This window comes from Halobacillus litoralis, assembly GCF_009856415.1.
GTDB classification, from domain to species: Bacteria; Bacillota; Bacilli; order Bacillales; family Halobacillaceae; genus Halobacillus; species Halobacillus litoralis_C.
The window spans coordinates 410,414-432,741 of sequence record NZ_WMEZ01000002.1; the positions used below are offsets into that span (position 1 = coordinate 410,414).

Annotated in this window: 19 protein-coding genes and 2 pseudogenes; 1 reads left to right on the forward strand and 20 read right to left on the reverse strand. The window is 35.8% G+C overall.

Annotated elements, in window-relative coordinates:
- Positions 1–389: 389 nt before the first annotated feature.
- From GLV98_RS07600 to GLV98_RS20380, 6 genes and pseudogenes are all read right to left on the reverse strand, one after another.
- Positions 390–566 carry a hypothetical protein gene (locus GLV98_RS07600; protein ID WP_160913697.1) on the reverse strand — a complete coding sequence of 59 codons (177 nt, stop codon included), beginning with the start codon at positions 564–566 and terminating at the stop codon, positions 390–392.
- 723 nt (positions 567–1,289) lie between these two features.
- Positions 1,290–2,897, reverse strand: coding sequence for a triple tyrosine motif-containing protein (locus GLV98_RS07605; RefSeq protein ID WP_160913699.1), 1,608 nt, complete (start codon positions 2,895–2,897; stop codon positions 1,290–1,292).
- A 1,551-nt stretch (positions 2,898–4,448) separates the two neighbouring features.
- Positions 4,449–4,604 (reverse strand): hypothetical protein, encoded by a 156-nt coding sequence (locus GLV98_RS07610; protein WP_160913701.1) that lies wholly within the window; start codon positions 4,602–4,604, stop codon positions 4,449–4,451.
- Positions 4,605–4,825: 221 nt separating this feature from the next.
- Complete coding sequence (locus tag GLV98_RS07615) at positions 4,826–5,278, reverse strand: serine O-acetyltransferase (RefSeq protein ID WP_160913703.1); 453 nt, start codon at positions 5,276–5,278, stop codon at positions 4,826–4,828.
- Between the two features lie 289 nt (positions 5,279–5,567).
- Positions 5,568–5,729 (reverse strand): ATP-binding protein, encoded by a 162-nt coding sequence (locus GLV98_RS20375; protein ID WP_423785005.1) that lies wholly within the window; start codon positions 5,727–5,729, stop codon positions 5,568–5,570.
- A pseudogene (locus tag GLV98_RS20380) lies at positions 5,710–6,135 on the reverse strand (ATP-binding protein). The gene GLV98_RS20375 and the pseudogene GLV98_RS20380 overlap by 20 nt, the downstream one beginning before the upstream one ends.
- A 70-nt stretch (positions 6,136–6,205) precedes the next feature.
- On the opposite strand from GLV98_RS20380, the pseudogene GLV98_RS20105 reads away from it, so the two are divergent.
- Positions 6,206–6,368 (forward strand): annotated as a pseudogene (locus GLV98_RS20105) (IS21 family transposase); the annotation flags it as partial.
- Positions 6,369–6,606: 238 nt separating this feature from the next.
- Here GLV98_RS20105 and GLV98_RS07625 read toward each other — a convergent pair.
- The 14 genes from GLV98_RS07625 to GLV98_RS07690 all read right to left on the reverse strand — a co-directional run bounded on the left by GLV98_RS07625 (position 6,607) and on the right by GLV98_RS07690 (position 22,313).
- Positions 6,607–8,019, reverse strand: coding sequence for a lipopolysaccharide biosynthesis protein (locus GLV98_RS07625; RefSeq protein ID WP_160913705.1), 1,413 nt, complete (start codon positions 8,017–8,019; stop codon positions 6,607–6,609).
- On the reverse strand, positions 8,016–9,374 hold the full coding sequence (locus GLV98_RS07630; protein ID WP_160913707.1) for an O-antigen ligase family protein: 1,359 nt from the start codon (positions 9,372–9,374) through the stop codon (positions 8,016–8,018). The genes GLV98_RS07625 and GLV98_RS07630 overlap by 4 nt, the downstream gene beginning before the upstream one ends.
- A gap of 20 nt (positions 9,375–9,394) precedes the next feature.
- Positions 9,395–10,498 (reverse strand): glycosyltransferase, encoded by a 1,104-nt coding sequence (locus tag GLV98_RS07635; RefSeq protein WP_160913709.1) that lies wholly within the window; start codon positions 10,496–10,498, stop codon positions 9,395–9,397.
- Between the two features lie 17 nt (positions 10,499–10,515).
- A complete protein-coding gene (locus GLV98_RS07640; RefSeq protein ID WP_160913711.1) occupies positions 10,516–11,646 on the reverse strand; it encodes a glycosyltransferase family 1 protein in 1,131 nt (376 codons plus the stop codon).
- 67 nt (positions 11,647–11,713) lie between these two features.
- Positions 11,714–12,691, reverse strand: coding sequence for an SDR family oxidoreductase (locus GLV98_RS07645; RefSeq protein WP_160913713.1), 978 nt, complete (start codon positions 12,689–12,691; stop codon positions 11,714–11,716).
- A gap of 1 nt (position 12,692) precedes the next feature.
- Positions 12,693–14,066 (reverse strand): nucleotide sugar dehydrogenase, encoded by a 1,374-nt coding sequence (locus GLV98_RS07650; protein ID WP_160913716.1) that lies wholly within the window; start codon positions 14,064–14,066, stop codon positions 12,693–12,695.
- Between the two features lies 1 nt (position 14,067).
- Positions 14,068–15,159 (reverse strand): glycosyltransferase family 4 protein, encoded by a 1,092-nt coding sequence (locus GLV98_RS07655; protein WP_160913718.1) that lies wholly within the window; start codon positions 15,157–15,159, stop codon positions 14,068–14,070.
- Positions 15,156–15,776: an acetyltransferase gene (locus GLV98_RS07660; RefSeq protein WP_202409961.1), complete on the reverse strand. Its 621-nt coding sequence runs from the start codon at positions 15,774–15,776 to the stop codon at positions 15,156–15,158. Before GLV98_RS07660 ends, GLV98_RS07655 begins: the two co-directional genes overlap by 4 nt.
- Positions 15,769–16,413, reverse strand: coding sequence for a sugar transferase (locus tag GLV98_RS07665; protein WP_160913720.1), 645 nt, complete (start codon positions 16,411–16,413; stop codon positions 15,769–15,771). The genes GLV98_RS07660 and GLV98_RS07665 overlap by 8 nt, the downstream gene beginning before the upstream one ends.
- On the reverse strand, positions 16,413–17,528 hold the full coding sequence (locus tag GLV98_RS07670) for an aminotransferase class I/II-fold pyridoxal phosphate-dependent enzyme (RefSeq protein ID WP_160913722.1): 1,116 nt from the start codon (positions 17,526–17,528) through the stop codon (positions 16,413–16,415). The genes GLV98_RS07665 and GLV98_RS07670 overlap by 1 nt, the downstream gene beginning before the upstream one ends.
- 104 nt (positions 17,529–17,632) lie before the next feature.
- Positions 17,633–19,498 carry a nucleoside-diphosphate sugar epimerase/dehydratase gene (locus GLV98_RS07675; protein WP_337193729.1) on the reverse strand — a complete coding sequence of 622 codons (1,866 nt, stop codon included), beginning with the start codon at positions 19,496–19,498 and terminating at the stop codon, positions 17,633–17,635.
- 379 nt (positions 19,499–19,877) lie between these two features.
- On the reverse strand, positions 19,878–20,648 hold the full coding sequence (locus tag GLV98_RS07680) for a tyrosine-protein phosphatase (protein WP_160913724.1): 771 nt from the start codon (positions 20,646–20,648) through the stop codon (positions 19,878–19,880).
- A gap of 221 nt (positions 20,649–20,869) precedes the next feature.
- Positions 20,870–21,565 (reverse strand): CpsD/CapB family tyrosine-protein kinase, encoded by a 696-nt coding sequence (locus tag GLV98_RS07685; protein ID WP_160913726.1) that lies wholly within the window; start codon positions 21,563–21,565, stop codon positions 20,870–20,872.
- On the reverse strand, positions 21,555–22,313 hold the full coding sequence (locus GLV98_RS07690) for a YveK family protein (RefSeq protein WP_160913728.1): 759 nt from the start codon (positions 22,311–22,313) through the stop codon (positions 21,555–21,557). Before GLV98_RS07690 ends, GLV98_RS07685 begins: the two co-directional genes overlap by 11 nt.
- Positions 22,314–22,328: the final 15 nt, after the last annotated feature.

The window sequence follows — 22,328 nt, forward strand, 5'->3', positions numbered from 1 at the left end:
ACCAACGTTTGAAATAGTTCCCCAACTTAACAGCTGAGTAAATCCATGTCTCCAACTTTTGGGTTTTAGTTACCTATCCCCTAAAAAAGCGGATACACGATCTATCCGTAAAACCCAAGGAAATTGCTCCAATAAAATTCTTCTGGATAGCTGACGATCCCTGTCCTCACCGGACCAAGGTGAATATAGCGAATAACTTTTGAAAAGTAACGGTCATTCTCTAGCTGCTCACTTCAGAAACGATCTTAATCATCATAAAACAGCTCACTACCATGGTTTCCCCTTGCCGTAATATGAAATCTTGCCCCACTGTACCAATGTCGTGGCTGTGTCCGCTCCACTAAAAAAGCCCTGCATCAAAAAAACGATGCTGAGCCAGCCTCCCCTGATCATTCTTCTCTTTTAGATCTTGCTTCCTCTAGAACCCTTATCGCCATATTATAGTGATATTCCATTTCCGCCCTTGATTTCGCATTTGACATTTTTTCTCTGTACATTAGGAATTCTAGAATCAGATCATCAAGTTCTTTTCTTCCTGTCGGGTTAAAAGGTGTCAATTCCCCCACATCGTTCTCTCCTATTCGTATTAAGCTTACCTTTTAGAACACGAACGTATATGAAAAGCGTGTGGATGTGGGTGAGAGCACTGAGTAATGACCTTTCTGTATGTATGAGTGTAGAGCGGCAACATAGCACGCATGGAGTCGGACCCACAGTGTTGAGGGCCTTGAAGTTCATTCGCTGTAACAGTGGCTCTCCATTGGCATCCGGGCTAGCGTCAGACACGATGGATAGCAGGACGAATTTGTATGGATGACTTGCTATGTTGCATTTTTAAATGTCATGTGTCCTTAATTGAGAAAGGCAAGCCAAACCCGATAAACTTCAATTAAGAACTTTTTTAAAGAGGAGAACGGTTCCATGAATAAAGCGCAACAAACGGTGCTTACATTATTCCAAAAAAACAATTGGACTGCGACGACCATATGGAGGAAATGACACACTTATGGAATGAATACTGCCAAAGAGTATCCCCTGACATTAAGGAGCCCGCCTGCTTCCTCTAATAATTAAACGATTTTATTAGAAAAAAAGACGGCAATTAAATGAAACAAGTAATTGAAGGAGAGTCTGTCATATACCAAACTAAATTGAGTATGTGTATATATGCAATTACAAATATTTAGACCATGAAAAACAGCATAGTATCATTTACAAACCGTTGATACTCCGCTACCTTTAGCGCTCTAACGCATTGGGGGGAGGTGCCGAAATAGAACAAGTTAAAGTTATTCGTTAATTGTATAGGTATACGCCTGATATGCATCGTAACTTGAACTAGAATCTGCATCCTTTGCATGAATGGAGAATAAATACTCTCCCTTTGTAGATGGTGTCCATATGAACGTATTTTCTGTACTATAGTCTTTTAACACTTTCCAAACCCCATTTTTTCGTACCCAGAACTTATACATCGGATTTGAACTGCCCGTTGAGGTTGCCGTTAATGTAATTGATGTACCTAGCTTTTGAGGGCTGGCTTCATCTACTGTTACATCCACATTTTCTACTTTTGATCCAATTGTATAGTTGAATGCCTTATACGCATCGTAACTTGAACTGGAATCTGCATCCTTTGCATGAATGGAGAATAAATACTCTCCCTTTGTTGATGGTGTCCATATGAACGTATTTTCTGTACTATAGTCTTTTAACACTTTCCAAACCCCATTTTCTCGTACCCAGAACTTATACATCGGATTTGAACTGCCCGTTGAGGTTGCCGTTAATGTAATTGATGTACCTAGCTTTTGAGGGCTGGCTTCATCTACTGTTACATCCACATTTTCTACTTTTGATCCAATTGTATAGTTGAATGCCTTATACGCATCGTAACTTGAACTGGAATCTGCATCCTTTGCATGAATGGAGAATAAATACTCTCCCTTTGTTGATGGTGTCCATATGAACGTATTTTCTGTACTATAGTCTTTTAACACTTTCCAAACCCCATTTTCTCGTACCCAGAACTTATACATCGGATTTGGACTGCCCGTTGAGGTTGCCGTTAATGTAATTGATGACCCTAACTTTTGAGGGCTGGTTTTATCTACTCTTATATTTATACTCCCTACTTTTCCTGAGACTATAAAACTATCAGTATATCCACTAGAGGTATTATAACTTTTATAGTTCCCTGCATTATCAGTTAACCTTAGGTCACTAAATTCCCATGTTCCACTTACAGTATCACTTGGTACCAAATAACTTCCTTCATATTCTCCCGTGCTTTGGTTTAATGTAAGGCTGACTTGTATCCACTTTCTCGTTTCTGGATGTACAAAGTTGATGTACGAGTTTGATGCCAGACCAGAGTCTGTATCCGATCCTGCCACTTCAACCTGAATTGAACTTCCCACTGACACAGTCTCTTGTATAACGTTTATCCCTGTTAAAACTGGTGCTGTTTTATCCTCTACTCCACCCTCTACTATAAAACTATCAGTATATCCACTAGAGGTATTATAACTTTTATAGTTCCCTGCATTATCAGTTAACCTTAGGTCACTAAATTCCCATGTTCCACTTACAGTATCACTTGGTAACAAATAACTTCCTTCATATTTTCTCGTGCTTTGGTTTAATGTAAGGCTGACTTGTATCCACTTTCTCGTTTCTGGATGTACAAAGTTGATGTACGAGTTTGATGCCAGACCAGAGTCTGTATCCGATCCTGCCACTTCAACCTGAATTGAACTTCCCACTGACACAGTCTCTTGTATAACGTTTATCCCTGTTAAAACTGGTGCTGTTATATCTTCATCAGCATATACATTATTACTATAACTTAAAGGAAAAATTAAGGTTAACACTAAAATATAAACAATGATTTTCAAATAGACTTACCTCCTAGCTTATCTTGTCATAAATTATGTAAAAATTATTAATTAAATGCATGGGTGAAAACCTTATACGAATCATACCTTAAATTCAAATTAGCATCCTTTCCATGGATGGAAAAGAAATACGCTCCATTTGATGAAGGAATCCCATATAATGACTAATAGTTCAAAATCTAAATTGATATAATTATAATATTTATTCTTTTCAAGGTTCTTTTATAAGTGGTAATTTTGTAAAAGGAATTTTTAGTTTAAGATTGTTTTTAGTTGCTTCATCTTAAGTAATTAGTTCGAATTTAATATTATTATGAGCTAAGTGTTTAATCATCTTATTAAATCTAAGCTTAATTTCTTTTTAATTTTTTCTGTTTGCTTTGTGTCATCAAGGTCAACTTCCTCTTAAATATAAGGTAGCCTATAATTATTATATCTTAAGGGGAAAAGGTTGAAAAGGCTTTCCCGCATTCACAATTGTATATACCATGGAGAATGTTATTGTGGCTAAATTATGGTTTCCTTCATCGGACGAAGCCTCGGTCCCCGGGAATATTATAGGGATATCAAATAAATATGACGTTCTTCAGTATGTCAACAGAGCAGAAATAAGAAATAGCAACACCTTTCACCCATCAAAGACTAACGTGGTATATTTTCTCAAATACAAAACATGGAATGTCTACATGAAAATTAAAGCACTTTTATGTTTTCTAAAAGGAAATCACAGGTATGATTACTATACTGATAAGTGTGCCAGGTGTAGATATAATCTTTTCTAATAATACGTTGCAGTTAGTGGTACCTTCCTTCATGCGTTTCTCTAAGTAATCTTTGAAGGGATCTACCTTACTACCTTTACTAGGTACTTTATCCATCCTTGGTAATCCTTCAGATTTCATGTACTTTCTAATCGTTTTTAGGTCAAAGCAAGTCTCGTTAGAGATAGCTGTGATTGATCACCCTTTTTGAAATAATTCTCTGATCATTGTAAATTCCCCAATCTTGATCATCACTTCTACACTCCAAATCTTTATCCAGTATAGAAATGATTATCTGTTATTAGCGAAAAATTTAAAACCGTTGTTATTAGGGATTTTAGCACCATTGCTTACAATAGAATATTGACTGTACTCAGCACCGATCAGTTTTACTATTACTGCTATATTTTATATAAAGTCACTCTTTCATTGTTTACTATTCCATACAGCGGGGTTCAAACACCGACATTCTATAAATTCTGCTTGGATTGTTCAATATTTTATATGATGAGTGTCTCGATGATGTTCTCGTAGAAATGATGAGGATTCTCCTCTTGCTTTTCTACTACTACTTCTTTTTTTCTATCGTTTCGTTTTTTTAAATTAATGTGTTCGACTTGAGGCCATTGTTCTCATCCACACTTCCGTTCGCGTTGTCCATTTTTTCCTATAAAGGTGTATTTCGATAGATGGGCGCTTGGTTGCCAGATCTTGAAGTTGAACGTCACATACCCTTTCTCAAAGAGTTCCTTACGTACTTTACGTATGCTGCTTTCGCTCAAGTTGGATTTCACATAAAGGACGGCCATCGAAGCAGTGAACTCTTTTTCCAACGTGATTTGTTATTCACATGCATGAGGCTGTGCCAAAGGTTGATTGCCGCGGATGTCAAAGGGTTTAATCCTTGTTGCTCATAGAAGGCATTGATGGCTATGATATAGTTCATTTGGATTTTCCTATTCTTATGGAAAGATGGGGGATTTGTGCATAGAAAAACACTTCCTCATTTCTATAATCGAAGGAAGTGTGTATTTGGTGTCTATGAAATGGGGAATTTTTGAATAATCTTTGATTATACTATACTTCTAATGATGTGCAACAATATATTTTTTTACATATATAGGAAGCGTAAGAACCGTCTCCGCGCTTAAAAACTCGATCCTAAGTTTATTTATTCTTATAAATTTTTGCCGGTATCCCCACTGCAATACAATTTTCTGGGACATCTTTCAATACAACAGCTCCAGCGCCAATTTTAGCAGAATCTCCAATAGTAATAGGCCCTAAAACTTTCGCTCCAACTCCGCATATAACGTTATCACCAATAATTGGAGCAAAAATTTCCTCTTTCCCATTAAACGAGGTTTTGCCCATATTACCACCTATGGTCACGTGATGCATAACAAGTGTATTACTTCCAATCTTTGTCTTTTTATTAATTACTGTCCCTAAGCCATTATGTGAAAAGGTTACAGTACTGTCTATATCAGCTTGATAAGGTATATCACAACTAAAAAAAATTCGATTAAAAGCCCACAAGAACTTAGGGACTATAGGAACCTTGTATTTGTATAGAGTTCTTGATAAGTTATATATTTTACTTACGATGTTTTTTTTCATGATTTATCTCCTCATTATATATGTATTTTAGCTCCTCTTATTTTTTTACCCAATTGGGTTCTAGTCCTATATAAAACTCTGTATTCTTTTTCGGGATTAATGCTTGTTTCTTATCGTCTATTAAAAAATGCAGCATAACCTCAAATTAGATAAAATGACGAAGTACGCAGAGTAATATCCAATTTTATAAGAGAATCAAGTTTTTTTAGTGAATTGTCAACAACTGTTTAAAATTCCCTGTTTTCAACGGAATCACCCCCCCCCCCTATTATAAACGGATTTTGTTTGGCTATATGCCAGCCTTTTTCTTTTCCCTCAGTTGATAAGAGTCTCCTTTAATATTAAAAGTCGTGGAATGATGGATTAGACGATCCAGTATGGCCGTTGCTAAAACTTCATCTCCAAAGATCTTACCCCATTCAACGTATAATTTATTTGAAGTAATAATCATCGCTCCATGTTCCTATCTTCGGGATATGATTTGAAAGAGTGTGTGCGCTTAGTTCATCAAAACTAAGGTAACCCAATTCATCAATAATCAGTAATTCTGGTGGACTATATCCTTTAATAATCTGTTGTTGGATTAACCCTTGTTTCTCAGCCTTTTGGCACTCAGCTATAAAATCATTGGCTGTGATAAAAAGTGCTTAGTGGCCATTCGTTATAGCTTCAAAAGCCATGGAAATGGCTATATGCGCTTTCCCAACTCCTAGTGGAACGAGAAGTAGGATGTTATCTCCATTATGGATGTATCTACTCAATAACACTTCTTTCACCCTTAGTTCGTCAATACTAGGTTGAAAACTAAAGTCGAACTCATGAATACTCTTGATGTAGGGAAGCTTCGCTTTCTTTATACGCTTATTTAAAGCTGCTGTTTTCCTTTTGTTTGATTTATTGTGATAATAGCGTAATTAAGAAGTCCGAAAAGATTACTTAGAGAAACGTAAGAAGGAAGGTACCAAGAACTGCACTGTATACATCTATGGGGTACGAGGGTAAAATGAAAATCCTCCGGGATTTAATTCGACCATACAGCGTCCATCCAAAAAAGCAAGCTACCATAAGGTACGAGACTCCCCCTGAGAAACTAAAAGGTTTTTGATGTGGTCATGATTGATCACCTCCTTCTAGTTGCTCATAAATTTAAAGGGAACGTTGTTCTACTTCAATACTTCAAATCTTTATCTAGTATAGAAACGATTATCTGTAATTATTGGAGAATTGGAAAAAGTTGTTATTAAGGATTTTAGCACCGTTCCTTACATGAATTTCAAACTCTTATGTTTTTCACTTACTTTTAAGCATGTTAATCATCTTATCTACACTTAGTTTTTATTTTTTAAAAAAACCTTTAAGTCTTTATAATAGATGAATATTATAACCCCTATTATAAAAATACCAATAATATGTAGCATTATATCAGGTACCTTTATTAATGAAATTAATGCGAAAGTTAGTACAGACAAAATTACAAAATAAAACTTTTTCAATTCATAATTTACAGGGAACATTTTCATCGAAATATGTGTGCGTAAAATAAAGAAAAACAAATATGAAATTGCAGTAGCAATTGCAGCTCCTATTGCACCATGTTTTGGAACAAGCATCCAATTTCCAATAATATTTATAAAACACGAAACTATTGCAATAGGTACATGCCACATTGTTTTCTTCATAAAGTTTATCCCTACCACGGTAATTTCAGAAATAGTGTAAAAGATAGGCATAAATATTAAAAAAGGGATTACTAAGGATGATGATTGGTAATCATTCCCAAGTAACAGAACAAATAAATCCTTACTTAGAATAGTTAGAACTGCGAGAATGGACATTAAAAATGTAATTATCTTCATGATTTCACTATAAAATTTTGTGTCCTCAGGGAACTTTTTATACCTTTCAAAACTCACAGGAGTCCAGAAAGAAGAAAATGCTGCTTGTAAAGCTACTATTAGGCCAACAATTTTATACGCTGCTGTGTATATCCCAAGTTCTTCAAAACTATTCCATTGCTTTATCGCTATTCTGTCGAAAGATTGAAAAAGCCATGTTATTAATACAGTAAAAACAAAAGGCGATCCATACTTTATAATATCTATAGGTTTATATTTAGTAGAAGAATAACTTTGATGTTTTACCTTCCATAACTTCTTTCCTAAACTAGCTTGTATAAAAAATGAAATCACTAATGTTAAAATCAATGAATATATCATTATTTTATAATCTGATCCTAAATAAATTGAAAATATAACAATGAAAAGTAAAGGAAGTACTTTGCTTATAATTTCTATCAGCGAATACCAATTAGCTTTTTGTTGCATTCTAATCACTAATTTTCCAAACCTATTAAGCGTTTGAAAAATCACCCCGATAATTACAGAAATAGTTAACAGCATACTACTTTCATTAAATAAATAATATGTTATTGACTCGTGATAGAATAATATAATTAATGAGAGTAATAATGTTATGAGAACAGGAATTTTCAAGCTTGAATAAAGAAGCTTCCCTCTATTGTTTTCATCTTCTTCATAATAAAACCTTATAAATGCCTGATCAGTACCAAAAGTAGAAATAATCATACTGACAGTAATCAATAATGTGAACATAGATGCTTTTCCAAGCTCTTCAGGTGTCAATATTCTTGTGGTTACAACAGTAGTTATTAATCCAATAAAAAGACCTATCCAACTTCCATACGAAAACGAGAAGAATTTCTTAATTAAATCATTTTTCATGTAAAAAAACCTTTACTTTGCGAGTGATTATGCTCTTTATTTTTTACACTATAATACAAATTCATTATTATAAGAACTAAATAAAAATAGGTAATATATTTACTTAATGATTGTAAACTTAGCAAATAAAACAAAAAACTAAATAAAGGTAGTAAAGATATAAAAGTAACTTCACCACTGAATTTCACTTTTCCAATTCTAAATACTAACCACAAAAAAAATACAAATAAAAAACTCCCTAATATACCCCAGGATATAATCATTTCTAGATATGTGTTATGTGGTCCTACAATTGTTCCTTGTAACCTAATATTATAGTTATTTAAGTATCCCATTAATCCTTCTCCAAATAATATTTGAAGAAGTGATGCCTCAGAAAACTTTTCCCAGTATAGTTCTACTACAAGAGAGCGTGAGCCGCTTAATTCACTCATACTGTTTGATAATGCAAATCGATTGTAAATAGATTGTATAATATTTGATATTTCATTAAAGAAAGGCAGAGTTATTAAAGCAGACACACCGATGATTGACATAGAAACTTTCCTATGTATTTTCCTGCTTGATAAAAGACTATAAATAAAATAAATAATAAATACAATTGAACTAACTATAATAAAACTACGAGAAAGTGTCATTAACCCTAAGATATACATTATGACAATTAGGGCAATATAGTTAGTTTTCATTTGATTTTCTTTCATTTGAATATTGATTAAGAATAGTATAGCAAGTAAAACACTCATTCCAAAACCATTTGGATCCCCACTGGCCCCCTCAAACCTATAATATTCAGAATCATTTTCAAACAACCCTATTAAGCCTAGCAGTCCAGAGTTAAAGATGCCAAAAACGAAGAATAAAGTTAGCTTGCGGAAATTTAAAGAAACTTTGTTATCAGCTATCAAGATAAATGCATATAATACTAAGATTGCCCATCTAACTAGAGCGGTGGCTTCAGAGGGTGAATAATTAAACATATGGAGCAATTCGTATGCTACTAGCAATAAAAAAAAGATAAGAAATTTATTATTAATTTCAATTTCACCAAATCTATATATTATGTACTTTAAAAAGGATATTAACAATATTATAGTGGCGTATGAAAAACCATTTTCGTGTGATATAAATACATTCAAAGAAGGTAGTAAAAAAAATATTAAATAAATATTTTTTTTGTAATTAAAACATAAAATATAAATACTTAATAAACAAGCAACAATAACTAAAAATATATTTTCTCCTGTCAATGCATTTATACCTAATAAAAAGATAGTAGCTGTATAGAATAATATATTTATAATTCTCGTGATATTTTTTTTATTTAGTTCAGATTTTCTATTTCTAATTATCATAAACCTACCCTCTATACTAATTAATACTTTACATTGTACATTTCCATCAACTTTGCTATATTATCATTTAAACTATATCCTTTTGCACTTAAAGCTTCGGCTGCTTTTATTTTTCCGTTTTTAGGATGTTTTGATTTTTCAATAATGTAATCGGCCCATACGTTAGGCCCTTCCGTGAGATTTAAAAAGGTAATACTTCCATTATCAATATCTACTTCCCTAGAAACACCAGATGATACAACACAAGGCACATCACTCACTTGGGCCTCCAGTAAAGAAACCGGTACACCTTCAAAATGCGATGGAAATACAAATATATTGAACATATTCATTAATTCTGGAATATCGGGTCTTAGCCCAGTTAATAAAAACTTATCACTTAAACCTTTTTCTTTTATTTTTCTTTCTATTTCAGGTTTAAGAGGACCATCTCCTACAAGGACAATTTTAAAGTTATTGGTGCGCCTACATAATGATTCTGCAACATCTATAATAAATGAATGATTTTTCACATCTGAAAATCGCCCAACATGTCCTATTATTAAATCTGAGTTGATCTGCAATGTCCTCTTGTATTTTATAGCTTGAGATTGGCTCAATTTAACATATTTTTCAATATCAATTGCATTTGTAACAAGTTCAAAGCTTCTTTTACCAAATAAAAAAGTTCCAGCCTCATTACCACATGCTACTAACTTTGTTGCATTTATTATGGAAAGGGTCTTCAGAAAATATAAGTATTTCTTTTGCCAATTTTGCTCTACATCGCTAGTATGTATGTGACAAATTCTTCGTTTAATACCCGCCATTCTAGCAGACAACAAAGAGAATCCAGACTTGTAACCGTGATGTACATGTATTGCCTCGTATGGACCATTCTTTTTGCAAATATTAAAAACTCTCTTTATATGTGTATAAGGCCCATCATTTTTAATATATGGAATCTCAAATACATTGCCTCCCCTATTGATTATTTCTTCTTTTAATGGTCCATCATTGAACGTTACAAAATCAAACTGTACTTTTTTAGTATCAATCTTTCTATATAAGTTCATAACCATAGAGGATATTCCACCATAAGATGTAGTAGGAATCACATGCAAAATTTTTTTTGGTTTAGTCACTATATATTTTCACTCCTTTACTGTATCCCATAAGACTGAAATAAATCTTTTATTTCAGTTTCAAGAAGCATCCCTTTTTTAGTGAAATTTTGTTTTATATTATATTTATTTGTAGTAGGCTTAATAGATTGGTTTTTTATAGCTTTAATCCATTCTTCTAAACTTTGATCTAATGATACAAATTCAACTAAATTTAATCCCATATCCACTTCATCTGGTAAAGATTGAGAAACTACGCAAGGAGTACCTGCCGCCTGAGCTTCAATAACCACCCCTCCTAATCCTTCATAGGTAGAAGGCATAATTAAAACATCTAGCTGCTTCATGATTTGTGGTATATCTTTTCTAACACCCAAAAAAACAATTTGTTTTTTTAGACCTTCTTTTTCTACAAGGGCTTCAATTTCCCCCTTTAAATTTCCATCTCCAACTAGTATTAATTTAGCTTCAATTCCTTCATTAATAATCGATTTAAATACTTTTATGGTGAATTTGTGGTTTTTCATGTGACTAAAGCGACCTACTTGCCCAATAATCAGTTGCCCCTCGGTTATACCTAATTCTTCTTGTACGTTCTCATCTTTGGATGTATTCAAATATCTTTCTACATCAATTGCGTTTGGAACGACATTAACATCCCCATTGTTAACAGCATTTTCCCCAAAGACATAATTCCCAGCATTTTTACTTATCGCTAATAAAGAAGTACTATTTCTTCTTATTAAGATTCTGCCAAGATTGATAAATATCTTTTTCAAGATACTTTTGTTAGATTTTGTAGAAGTTGTTCTTGCATGACTTATTCTATATTTAATCCCCGCTGTTCTTGCAATTAAACACACTAACCCAGAGTGATAAGAGGTGTGAGAATGTACAGCCTGGTAATCCCCGTATGTTTTAAAAACTTTAAATAAATCATAGATATGTTTAAATATGTTTTTTCGCGGATTAGTTACGACAATTTTCTTACCACCCAATTCTCTAATTTCGCTATCATAGTAATGTATATTATTTTCCATTACTATAAAATCAAATTGTACGTCATTTTTATTGATCTTTCTATAAACGTCCATTATTCTAGACTCTGCCCCACCAGTATTCATGGTCGCAAATACATGTACAATCTTAATTGGCGTTTGATTAAACATTAGTTATCAGTACCTTTACTATAATAAGATATAATATTATTCTTAAACTTAAAAGAAGGAAGAGGGATTATAAATTAACTTTGTACCAGTTCAATGCATTTTCAAAACCATCATGAAAGTTCCATTGCGGATCATAATTCAAATATTTTTTTGCATTTGATATATCAGCCAAACTATGTTTAATATCTCCTTTTCTGTTAGGACCATATTCTGGGCTAATATTCTTATTTAATAAGTTTTTCATGATTGGATAAATGAAATTCAAACTATAACTCTCACCAAAAGCAACATTATATGCATAACCACAAGCTTCTTCACTTGCTATGCACGCTTTTAAATTAGCTTCAATTACGTTATCAATATAGGTGAAATCCCTGCTTTGTTCACCGTCACCGTTAATGGTAGGAGATTCATTATTTAGTAATTTTTTTGCAAACAACGGAATAAGTGCAGCGTACTGAGAATGGGGGTCTTGCCTTCTGCCGTAAACATTAAAGTATCTTAAACCTATACATTGAACCCCATATAATTCAGTATATAAATTTGCATAAAGCTCGTTAACTTTCTTAGTAACTGCATAGGGGGATAAAGGTTGGCCTTCTTGACCTTCAATCTTCGGTAACGAAGATGAGTCACCATAAACAGCTGAAGAAGAGGCATACACAATTCTTTTGACTCGTTTTGATTTTCTAGCGGCTTCCATAATATTATGAGTTCCTTTAATGTTATTATCCTCATAAATTAAAGGGGTCTCAACTGATCTTGGAACAGAGCCAAGTGCAGCTTGATGTAATATATAATCAACACCTTCACATGCTTTCAAACATGTATCAAAGTCTCTAATATCGCCTTCAATAAATTCATATCTATCTTCGTTATAAAAAAATTCTACGTTTTCGTGTTTACCAGTTGAGAAATTATCAATTCCTCTTACTTCATAACCCATCTTGACTATAGCTTCAACCAAATTAGAACCTATAAACCCTGCTGATCCAGTCACTAAAAACTTTGAACCTTTTGGAAATACTAAATCCTTATATCCCATATTATAACCTCCAGTAGTCATATCCTTTGTTTATTGCTTCTTCTTTATTGAAAAGACCTTTAATATCCATTAAAACATAGTTATCTTCTGTGTTGTTTGCAACTTCAGTAGTTGCGGCAACTTCTTGCAAACCTCTCATATTAGAATCGCTATTATACAATTCTTTCAGTTCACTTAAGTTTAAAGTGCTAAATTCCTTATGCGACACTGCAAAAATTATTGCATCTATATTATTTACATCTTCCATTTTGCAAGTATTAATTTTATATTCATTCCATAAATCTTCTTTATCTGCTACAGGATCAACAACTTTAACTTCCACACCATATTCTTCAAGCTCATTTACAACATCTACCACTTTAGTATTTCTTACATCAGGACAATCCTCTTTAAAAGTAACACCGAAGATAACAACTTTAGCTCCATTAATTTGCTTATTAGCTTTAATCATCTTTTTTACTGTATTCTCAGCCACATATTTCCCCATATCATCATTGATCTTTCGTCCGGACAATATGATTTGTGAATAATATCCCATTTGTTCAGCTTTGTAAGTAAGGTAATAAGGATCAACACCAATGCAGTGACCTCCAACTAAACCAGGGAAGAATTTAAGGAAGTTCCATTTAGTACCGGCTGCTTCTAATACAGCTTTAGTATCGATATCCATTTTGTTAAAGATAATAGATAACTCATTCATAAAGGCAATATTAATATCCCTCTGAGCATTCTCAATAACTTTTGCTGCCTCTGCAACCTGTATACTTTCAGCTTTATGGACGCCTGCATCAACGACTAATTCATAGACTTTAGCAATAGCATTTAATGTTTCTGTGTCCATACCGGAAACTACTTTTACAATTGACTCTAATCTATGTTCTTTATCTCCTGGATTAATTCTTTCAGGAGAGTAGCCCACTTTGAAATCCACTCCGCATTTCAATCCAGATTCCTGTTCTAGAATTGGAACACAAATATCCTCCGTGACTCCTGGGTAAACAGTAGATTCGAAGACAACTATTGAACCTTTAGATAGATTCCTACCAAGAGTTTTACTAGCTGCCTTTACAGGAGTAAGATCCGGTGTTCTGTCTTCTTTCACCGGTGTTGGAACAGCAACAATATGGAATCTCGCTTCTCTTAGCTTTTCTTCTTCATATGTGAAATCTATAGTGGTTTCTTTAATTACTTCATTTCCAACTTCTTTAGTAGGGTCAATACCATTTTTATAAAGGTTAACCTTTTCTTTGTGAATATCAAAGCCAATGACATCTGCCTTCTTTGCAAAAGCAACAGCGATTGGCATGCCAACATAACCAAGACCTACCAAAGAGATTTTTTCCTCTTTATTTACAATTCTCTCGTATAAATTCATACTAACTCTCCTCATCTATTTCATTTAAATAGGATTCGATGACTATTTCTCGGTCATATTCTTTTTCCATTTTTGTACGCCCCGCTCTACCCATTGCTTCCTTCTCTCCAGGAGACAGTTCTAAGAAATTATTAATAGCTTCTATTAAACTACCTGCATTTTTCACTCTGAAACCTAATCCACTAATACCTTCATCGAAGGTTTCTTTACAGCCCGATATATTCGAAGCCAATACAGGTCTTCCTGTTGCTGCTGATTCTAATAGTACGTTTGAAGTTCCTTCATGGTGTGAGGGTAGTATAATTGCATGAGCCCTTTTCATAAATTCTTGTACATCAGAGCGTTGGCCATAATAATTAATAACACCTTCATGATTTAAATCGTTTAAGTTGTCCGAATAATCTCCTTCACTAGGTCCAACAACATTAAATACAACATTAGTATTTTGTTTTTTAAAATGTTGAGCTGCTTCTAAAAGTTCATCAATCCCTTTAGCCTTCATGATTCTGCCCACAAAAAGGAAATTAACTTTTTCATTTTCAATAGGGTATTCGTGGTATGAATTCTGCTGTAAATTGACACCTGACCCAGGTATTAGGTTCACTTTTGAATGTACAAGTTTATTTTCCATAAAGAAATTCATATTAGACTCATTTTGGAAAAAGACACTCCTCGCATTTCTCAACCCACTTTTATATAGCCTCAATACCATAGATTGCATTAAACCTTTTTTCTCTACAGAGGTGCCTAAGCCTGTAACATTTACAATATATGGCTTCTTCATTAATCTACATGCGATACCACCGTAAATATTCGGTTTAATAGTGTAGGTTAACACTATATCAGGTTCCACTTTTTTCAAGATTGATATATATTTTTTTAACAAGCCCAGATCACTAACAGGGTTAGTTCCTCTACGGTCTACGCTTGTATTTATAAAGTGACAACCCATTTTCTTCAATTTAGGAACATATTTATCATCACTAGGTAGGGAGACATAAACTTCATCCCCTCTAGTCAATAATTCTTTCAATAATTCTTTTCTAAATTTATATAAACCCATACCAAAATTGGCTAGTACAAGAACTTTCATAAATTAACTCTCCTAGCAGGAACCCCGACATATGTCCCACTTTCAGTAATATCCTTCACAACCACAGCTCCAGCTCCAACTTGGCAGGATCCTGTAATCCTAACATTATTGCTGACTGTACAACCTACACCTATCCATGTATTATCTCCTATATCTACTGTTCCAGCTATGTGAGATCCAGGAGAAACATGAACGAAGTCGCCAAGAGTATTATCATGGTCAAGGCTTGATGAGGAGTTGATGATGCAACCTTTACCTAGTCGAGTGCCACTATTAATGACTACACCCGCCATGATCACAGAGCCCATACCAATGGAGACATCGTCCCCTATAATTGCATGGGGGTGGACAACAGATGTTAAAGTGGCTCCCTTGGATGCTAATTCTTCATGTAAAGACTGCCTGGTCAAATTTGCTCCAACACCCACTACAAACGCACATTCATCTATGTACTTCCATGTATCTTTAACTTTACCTACAACTGGATATCCTAGAACCTTTAATTGTTCAGTTTTGTCGTCTAAAAACAAAATTTCTCCCCATTCACCCGACTGTTTAGCAATGTCAGCAATAACCTTGCCGTGGCCACTGGCACCAATGATTAGCAGTTTATTCATGATCGTCATCCTCTTTATTACCCTCAAAGGGCTTTACAGTAGCTGCTTGTTCTGAATTAATTCCCTCTCGAATAAAGACCTTTTTTATCGTAGCTATAATGATCTTTATATCTTTACCAAGAGAAAGGTGATCTACATACTGAACATCTAGATTGAATTTTTCATGCCAACTAATCGCATTTCTACCACTAACTTGAGCTAAACCAGTAAGACCTGGTTTAACCTCATGCCTTCTTTTTTGATGATCATTGTACAATGGGAGGTACCTCATCAATAAAGGCCTAGGACCCACAATAGACATATCGCCTTTTATTATATTAAATAGTTCTGGCAACTCATCGAGTGAAGTTGAACGCAAAAAGGTACCAAATTTGGTAAGGCGTATATGGTCTGGTAAGAGCTCACCTTTATCATCTTTTTCATCGGTCATTGTTCTAAACTTGTACATAAAAAAAGGCTTTCCATCAAGACCTGGACGTTCTTGTTTAAACAAAATTGGAGATCCAAGTTTCTTTCTAACCATAAGAGATACTATTACAATAGGGACGCTTAGCAGAATAATAGCAAAAGAGGAAAGAGAGATGTCAACGATCCTTTTGATAAAACCTTCATAAGCACCCTTTTTCTTATAAGCCATTATTCCGCCCACAAACCTTTCACTGTTTTTACAACTCTATTCAAATCTTCCTCAGATATTTTTGTGTCGGATGGTAAGCAAATACCATTCTGGAATAAGTCCTCAGATACTCCTGTTCCTACATAGCCATATTCCTCAAAATAAGGTTGCATGTGCATAGGTTTCCATACGGGTCTGGATTCAATATTTTCCTCCTCAAGGGCATTCATTACATCTATCGGTCTAACTTCACTTTTTAGTGTTAAAGAACTCAACCAGTAATTCGGTTCATCCCACTCATTTATAGGCATGAAATCAACTCCCTCAAGGTCACCAAGTTCCTTCTTGTAAAAATCAAAAATATATTTTTTCTTTTCCACTCTCTCATCCAGAACTTTTAGCTGCCCTCTTCCAATACCTGCAACCACATTACTCATACGATAATTAAACCCTAATTCACTATGCTGGTAATGTCTGGCTTGATCCCGGGATTGCGTGGCCCAAAACCTAGATTTTTTTATCATCTCTTCATTATTCGATACAAGCATCCCGCCACCAGAAGTTGTAATAATCTTGTTTCCATTGAAAGAAAAAACCCCATAGTCTCCAAATGTTCCTGTGTGCTGACCTTTGTAATAACCACCCAACGACTCCGCTGCATCTTCAATAACAACGACATCATGGTTATTACAGACGCTCATAATCTTGTCCATATTAGCTGACAATCCATATAGATGGACAACAATTACCGCTTTTACTTCAGGATACTTTTCAAAAGCTTCTTCTAGTGCTTCAGGACACATATTCCAAGTTTCATAATTACTATCTATGAAGACTGGAGTAGCGTTTTGGTAGATGATAGGGTTTGCAGTTGCTGAAAATGTTAGTGTGGGGCAAAAAACAATATCCCCTTTTTCAACATTAGCTGCTTTCAATGCCAAATGAATAGCAGCTGTTCCGGATGACAAAGCTGCAGCTGCTTTGGATCCAACTTTTTCAGCTAATTCTATTTCAAATTGGTTCACATTATTCCCTAACGGTGCAATCCAGTTGGTATCAAATGCTTCCTGTACATACTGTCTTTCATAACCCTCATCACTCATGTGAGGGGATGATAGAAATACACGTTCTCCCACGGTTCACGACTTCCTTCCTACTGACTTGTCTATTATGTCTGTATATATTCAATTAATGTATAAGATACTTAGTCTATTTGAATAAAGCTGTGCTTCCAAGTCACCTATAGAATGTGTTCAACAACCTTTTCGTTAGACGGAAGTCTATTATTAGCCAAGTCAATAGCGTACTTTTTTAAGTCTTCATCCCTAGACTCCCCATGATGCTCAACCAAATACTCTACTAACTGGTAGTCAAACTCCACCGTTTTCCCAATAAAGATCTTAGGAAACACAGGCTTCTTATTCACTTCCTTATCACTCAGAAGCTCCTCATACATCTTCTCCCCAGGACGAATCCCATTAAACTGAATTGGAATTTGCTCTTCAGTAAAACCGGAGAGGTGAATTAAGTTCTTCGCAAGATTGACGATTTTCACTGGTTCCCCCATATCAAGCACAAATACCTCTCCACCACGAGCAAGAGCCCCTGCTTGGAGTACCAATCTCGAAGCCTCCGGAATCGTCATAAAGTAACGTGTCATATCTGGGTGAGTTACAGTAACTGGCCCACCTGCAGCAATTTGCTTCTTAAAAAGTGGAATAACACTGCCTCGACTTCCAAGTACATTGCCAAAACGGACAGCTACAAACTTAGTCTGGCTTTGTCGGCCAAGGTTCTGCACAACCATTTCTGCAATCCGTTTCGTGGAACCCATTACGTTAGGAGGGTTGACTGCTTTGTCTGTGGAAACGAGCACAAAGGCTTTTACTCCTGCGTGGTGTGCGGCTTCGGCAACATTTTTCGTTCCAATGACGTTGTTCTTCACCGCTTCTTTCGGGTTCGCTTCCATTAACGGCACGTGCTTGTGAGCAGCTGCATGGTAAATATAGGACGGAGCGTAATCTTGCACGACTTGGAAAATACGCTCTCTGTCCTGAACATCCGCAATGACGGTCACAAGTTCTGCATTAATGTCGTATTGTTTTAATTCCATATGAATCGTATAAATGCTGTTTTCGCCGTGGCCGAGCAAAATGAGACGTTCCGGACCAAACTTGACGAGCTGTCGACATATTTCTGAACCGATACTCCCCCCTGCGCCTGTGACCATGACGGTGCGACCTTTGACTTCAGATTCGATGGAATCAATATCGAGTTCGACTGGCTCCCGACCGAGAAGATCTTCAATCTGCACGTCTCGTATTTGATTTACAGACACATTACCCAGGGCTATATCCTCAATCATAGGTAAGGTCTGGACATTTTTTACAGCTTTCCTTGACATTTGAATTAAATTTTTTACAACATTTTGCTTAACAGATGGCATTGCCATGACGATATGATTAATATGGTGCTTTTTAGCTAGTTGCTCCACATCTTTTGTACTACCCAACACAGGTAGACCAGAGATTGTGAGATGATGCATCGTGGAATCATCGTCAACAAAGCCTATGACCTCTCCGTGGAACTCTGTCGAATTATTCATCTGCCTTGCAAGCATACGACCAGCCGCACCCGCACCTACAATCAATGTGCGTTGGCGGTTTGGATCATTAATGACTTTCGCTTTTTTTAACTTAGGTCTAAGTGTAATTCCGTAGTTTTTATAATACTGCCAGGCGAAACGGACACCGCCGATAAGTAAGATATGTAACATCCAGGTGATGCTCAGGGCGCGTTCATATACATTCCCGAACGTAACCCATTGAACAATGACTGCTGTTATGATGGAGAACGTCACCACGCCTATGATTCCAATTAATTCTTCTGTGCTGGCATAACGCCATTTCTTCTTATACATGCCGGTAATGCTGGAAAATAGATGATGGCTAATCAGTAAAGTGGCTGACAAAACAATCATGGCATTGTCAAAAACAGCAACGTAAGGGTTTAAAAAGAAGTGGGACATGTAAACTGAGAAGAATACAATGACGGAATCAATCAAAATAAGTAATAGAAGCCTCTTTTTATAAGCTGTTGTCAACACATTCCCTCCTTGTCCAAGCGAGATGCTTTTCGTTGTTTCATAGCTTTAGCCAATTCTTTTTCTAAAAGCGACAACTTTTCATCCGGCGCTTCGTATTTGATGTAACGAATTGTTTTAATTGCAGACTTAGGTAATTTCCTGTTTTTCACTATTCTTTCACGACCTTTTTCTACATGTGATGGATATGATTAACAATTCATTGTAACTATTTTGTAACATACGTATTGTATCAATAACATTGTATCCTTTAAAGGGTATTCTTGTGGATATTTACATAATTTTTATATAATTTGTAAAAAAACGCTTTCATTTATTGTTTGTTGATATAAGAAAAGTGATTCCAGCACCTTAAGCCAAAATCACTTTCACTACATATCTACTAAAACAAACCAAAAACTTTTTTCTTTTTCTTTACGTGTTGAGGTGGCTCTGCCTGCAGTACCCTACCTGCAATGACATCCTCTGCATTCTCAGAAAGAATGTATACCATATCAAGGCCATAGTTCTTTCTGATTTCAGCGTAAGCTTCTGACATACAGAAACCTCTTGATGTCGTATTATGCGCATCACTGGCGATCAAGTGTGCCAAATTCGCATCAATCAATTGTTCAGAAAACTTCTTAATACTCTTTCCAAACTTCCCGCAGACACTCGCCGCTGTAAGTTGGACGAAAGCGCCTTTTTTCACAAACGAATAAAGAAGGTCAGGGTTCTCGATAATCGCTTTATTCCTCTCAGGGTGAACGATGATTGGCTGATAACCGGCTACCTGCATATCAAAAAACAGTTGCGAAGCATAGCGCGGTACGGAATTGGATGGGAATTCGACAAACACGTAGTTCGTATCATCATTGATGGGAAGGATTTGATTGGCCGACAATCCTTCAATCATCTCTCCGAATACTCTTGTTTCCTGCCCTGGTAGCACTTGCAGGTCGATTCCTTTTTCCTTAAAGGTACGGTTCAACTCTGCGACTTGGATCTTGATGTTGTTTTTATAGTTGTTGTATGCTCCGTTGTTATGATGGGGTGTGGCAACAATATGCGTAATGCCATCGTTTACTGCTGCTTCTGCCATTTGAATGCTTTCGTCGATCGTCTGAGCTCCATCATCCACACCCGGTAGGATATGACTATGAATATCTATCAAAAGAACTACTCCCCTCTATTCTGTTTATACCTATTACTAATATTTTTTCTGTCTTTATATAATCTGTTTTAGATTATACCAATTTTAGACATCTTTTTGAAGGGGATTCTATCGTTCTTTTAAAATATTTTACACTTTTTTTAAAAATATCACATCAATGTAAAGACAGCTATATATTCATAACAAAAAAAAGAAGAGCTGCCTTCAGCTCTTCTCCTAATCTATTGTCCATAATAATAATAATAATTGCTTGATTTCAAATCTTGATCATTAAGGACAACCCCTAAAATGTTTGCTTTTGCTTGTTCAAGGGTTTCTTTCGCTTTAACAGCCGCTTCTTTTTCTGTCTGCTTACTGCGAACGACAAGCAGGACACCATCAACAAAGTTGGATAGTACTTGAGAGTCTGTCACAGCCAGAACAGGAGGCGTGTCAAAAATGATCATATCATACGTTTGTTTCGCTTCTTCAATGAACTGTTTCATCTTTCTGGATCCAAGCAATTCTGACGGATTTGGAGGAATCGGGCCGCAGGTAATGACATCAAGGTTTTCGACATCGGTTTGGCGGGCTAATTCAGTCACTTGTTGCTTACCTACAAGGTAATTACTCAAACCACTGGTATTGGATACTCGAAATGTGTAATGCACGGTCGGTTTCCTTAAATCGGCATCGATCAACAATGTCTTTTTCCCTTGTTGGGCAAAGACAGTAGCCGTATTGGCCGTTGTGATCGACTTCCCTTCCGAAGGGCTTGCTGATGTAACCAGCATCGTTTCTAAATCTTCATCAACGGTTGTAAATTGCAAATTGGTGCGGATGGTACGGAACTGTTCCGCAATCGGTGACTTCGGATTCTCATTGGCAATGATGTTTCGCGCTCTTGTATTGACCGCTTGCTTCTTTTTACGTGCCAACAGACTCACCTCTCATTTCTGTCACGTTCGACTTTTTTCTGGAACGACCTGGGGCTGGAAGCTCGTCAGCGGTAATGGTTGAGACTACTCCAAGGACAGGCAATCCAAGATTCTCTTCGATATCGTCTTCACTTTTAATCGTGTTATCCAAATATTCCAACAAGAATGCGATTCCTACACCAACCATAAGACCAACAACTAAAGCGATGGCAATATTCAAAGCCGGGTTCGGGCTGACAGGAGCAGGTTCCGGTCCCACTTCCGCACTGGAAAGTACGTTAACATTATCGACATTCATAAGCTGAGGGACTTCTTCTTTAAAGACCCGCACCGTGGTATTCGCCAGGTCTGCAGCAAGCATTGCGTTACTGTCCGTTGCTGTTACGCTCACAACCTGGGATTGCTCAGAACTTGAAACCTGTAGTTTTTGAGCCAATGTCGTAGAGGAGTAATCCACTCCGAGTTCCTCAACAACAATATCTAAAACCCTGGGGCTCTTGATGATATCGTTATATGTATTGATTAACTCCACATTTGTACGGATGTCGTTGATATCATAAGGGGCATTTTCCTGTTGACCTTGGGCCTGGCTGACAATGAATTGGGATGAAGCTTGATACGTGGGAGTGACTAGGAAAAAGGTGTACGCCGCACTTAGTCCTGCCGCTACTACAGCTAAGCTGATGATCAGCCAAATACGCTTCTTCAGCACCTCGAAAATCTCTTTCAAGGAAATTGTTTCTTCCATGATAAACCTCCTGTT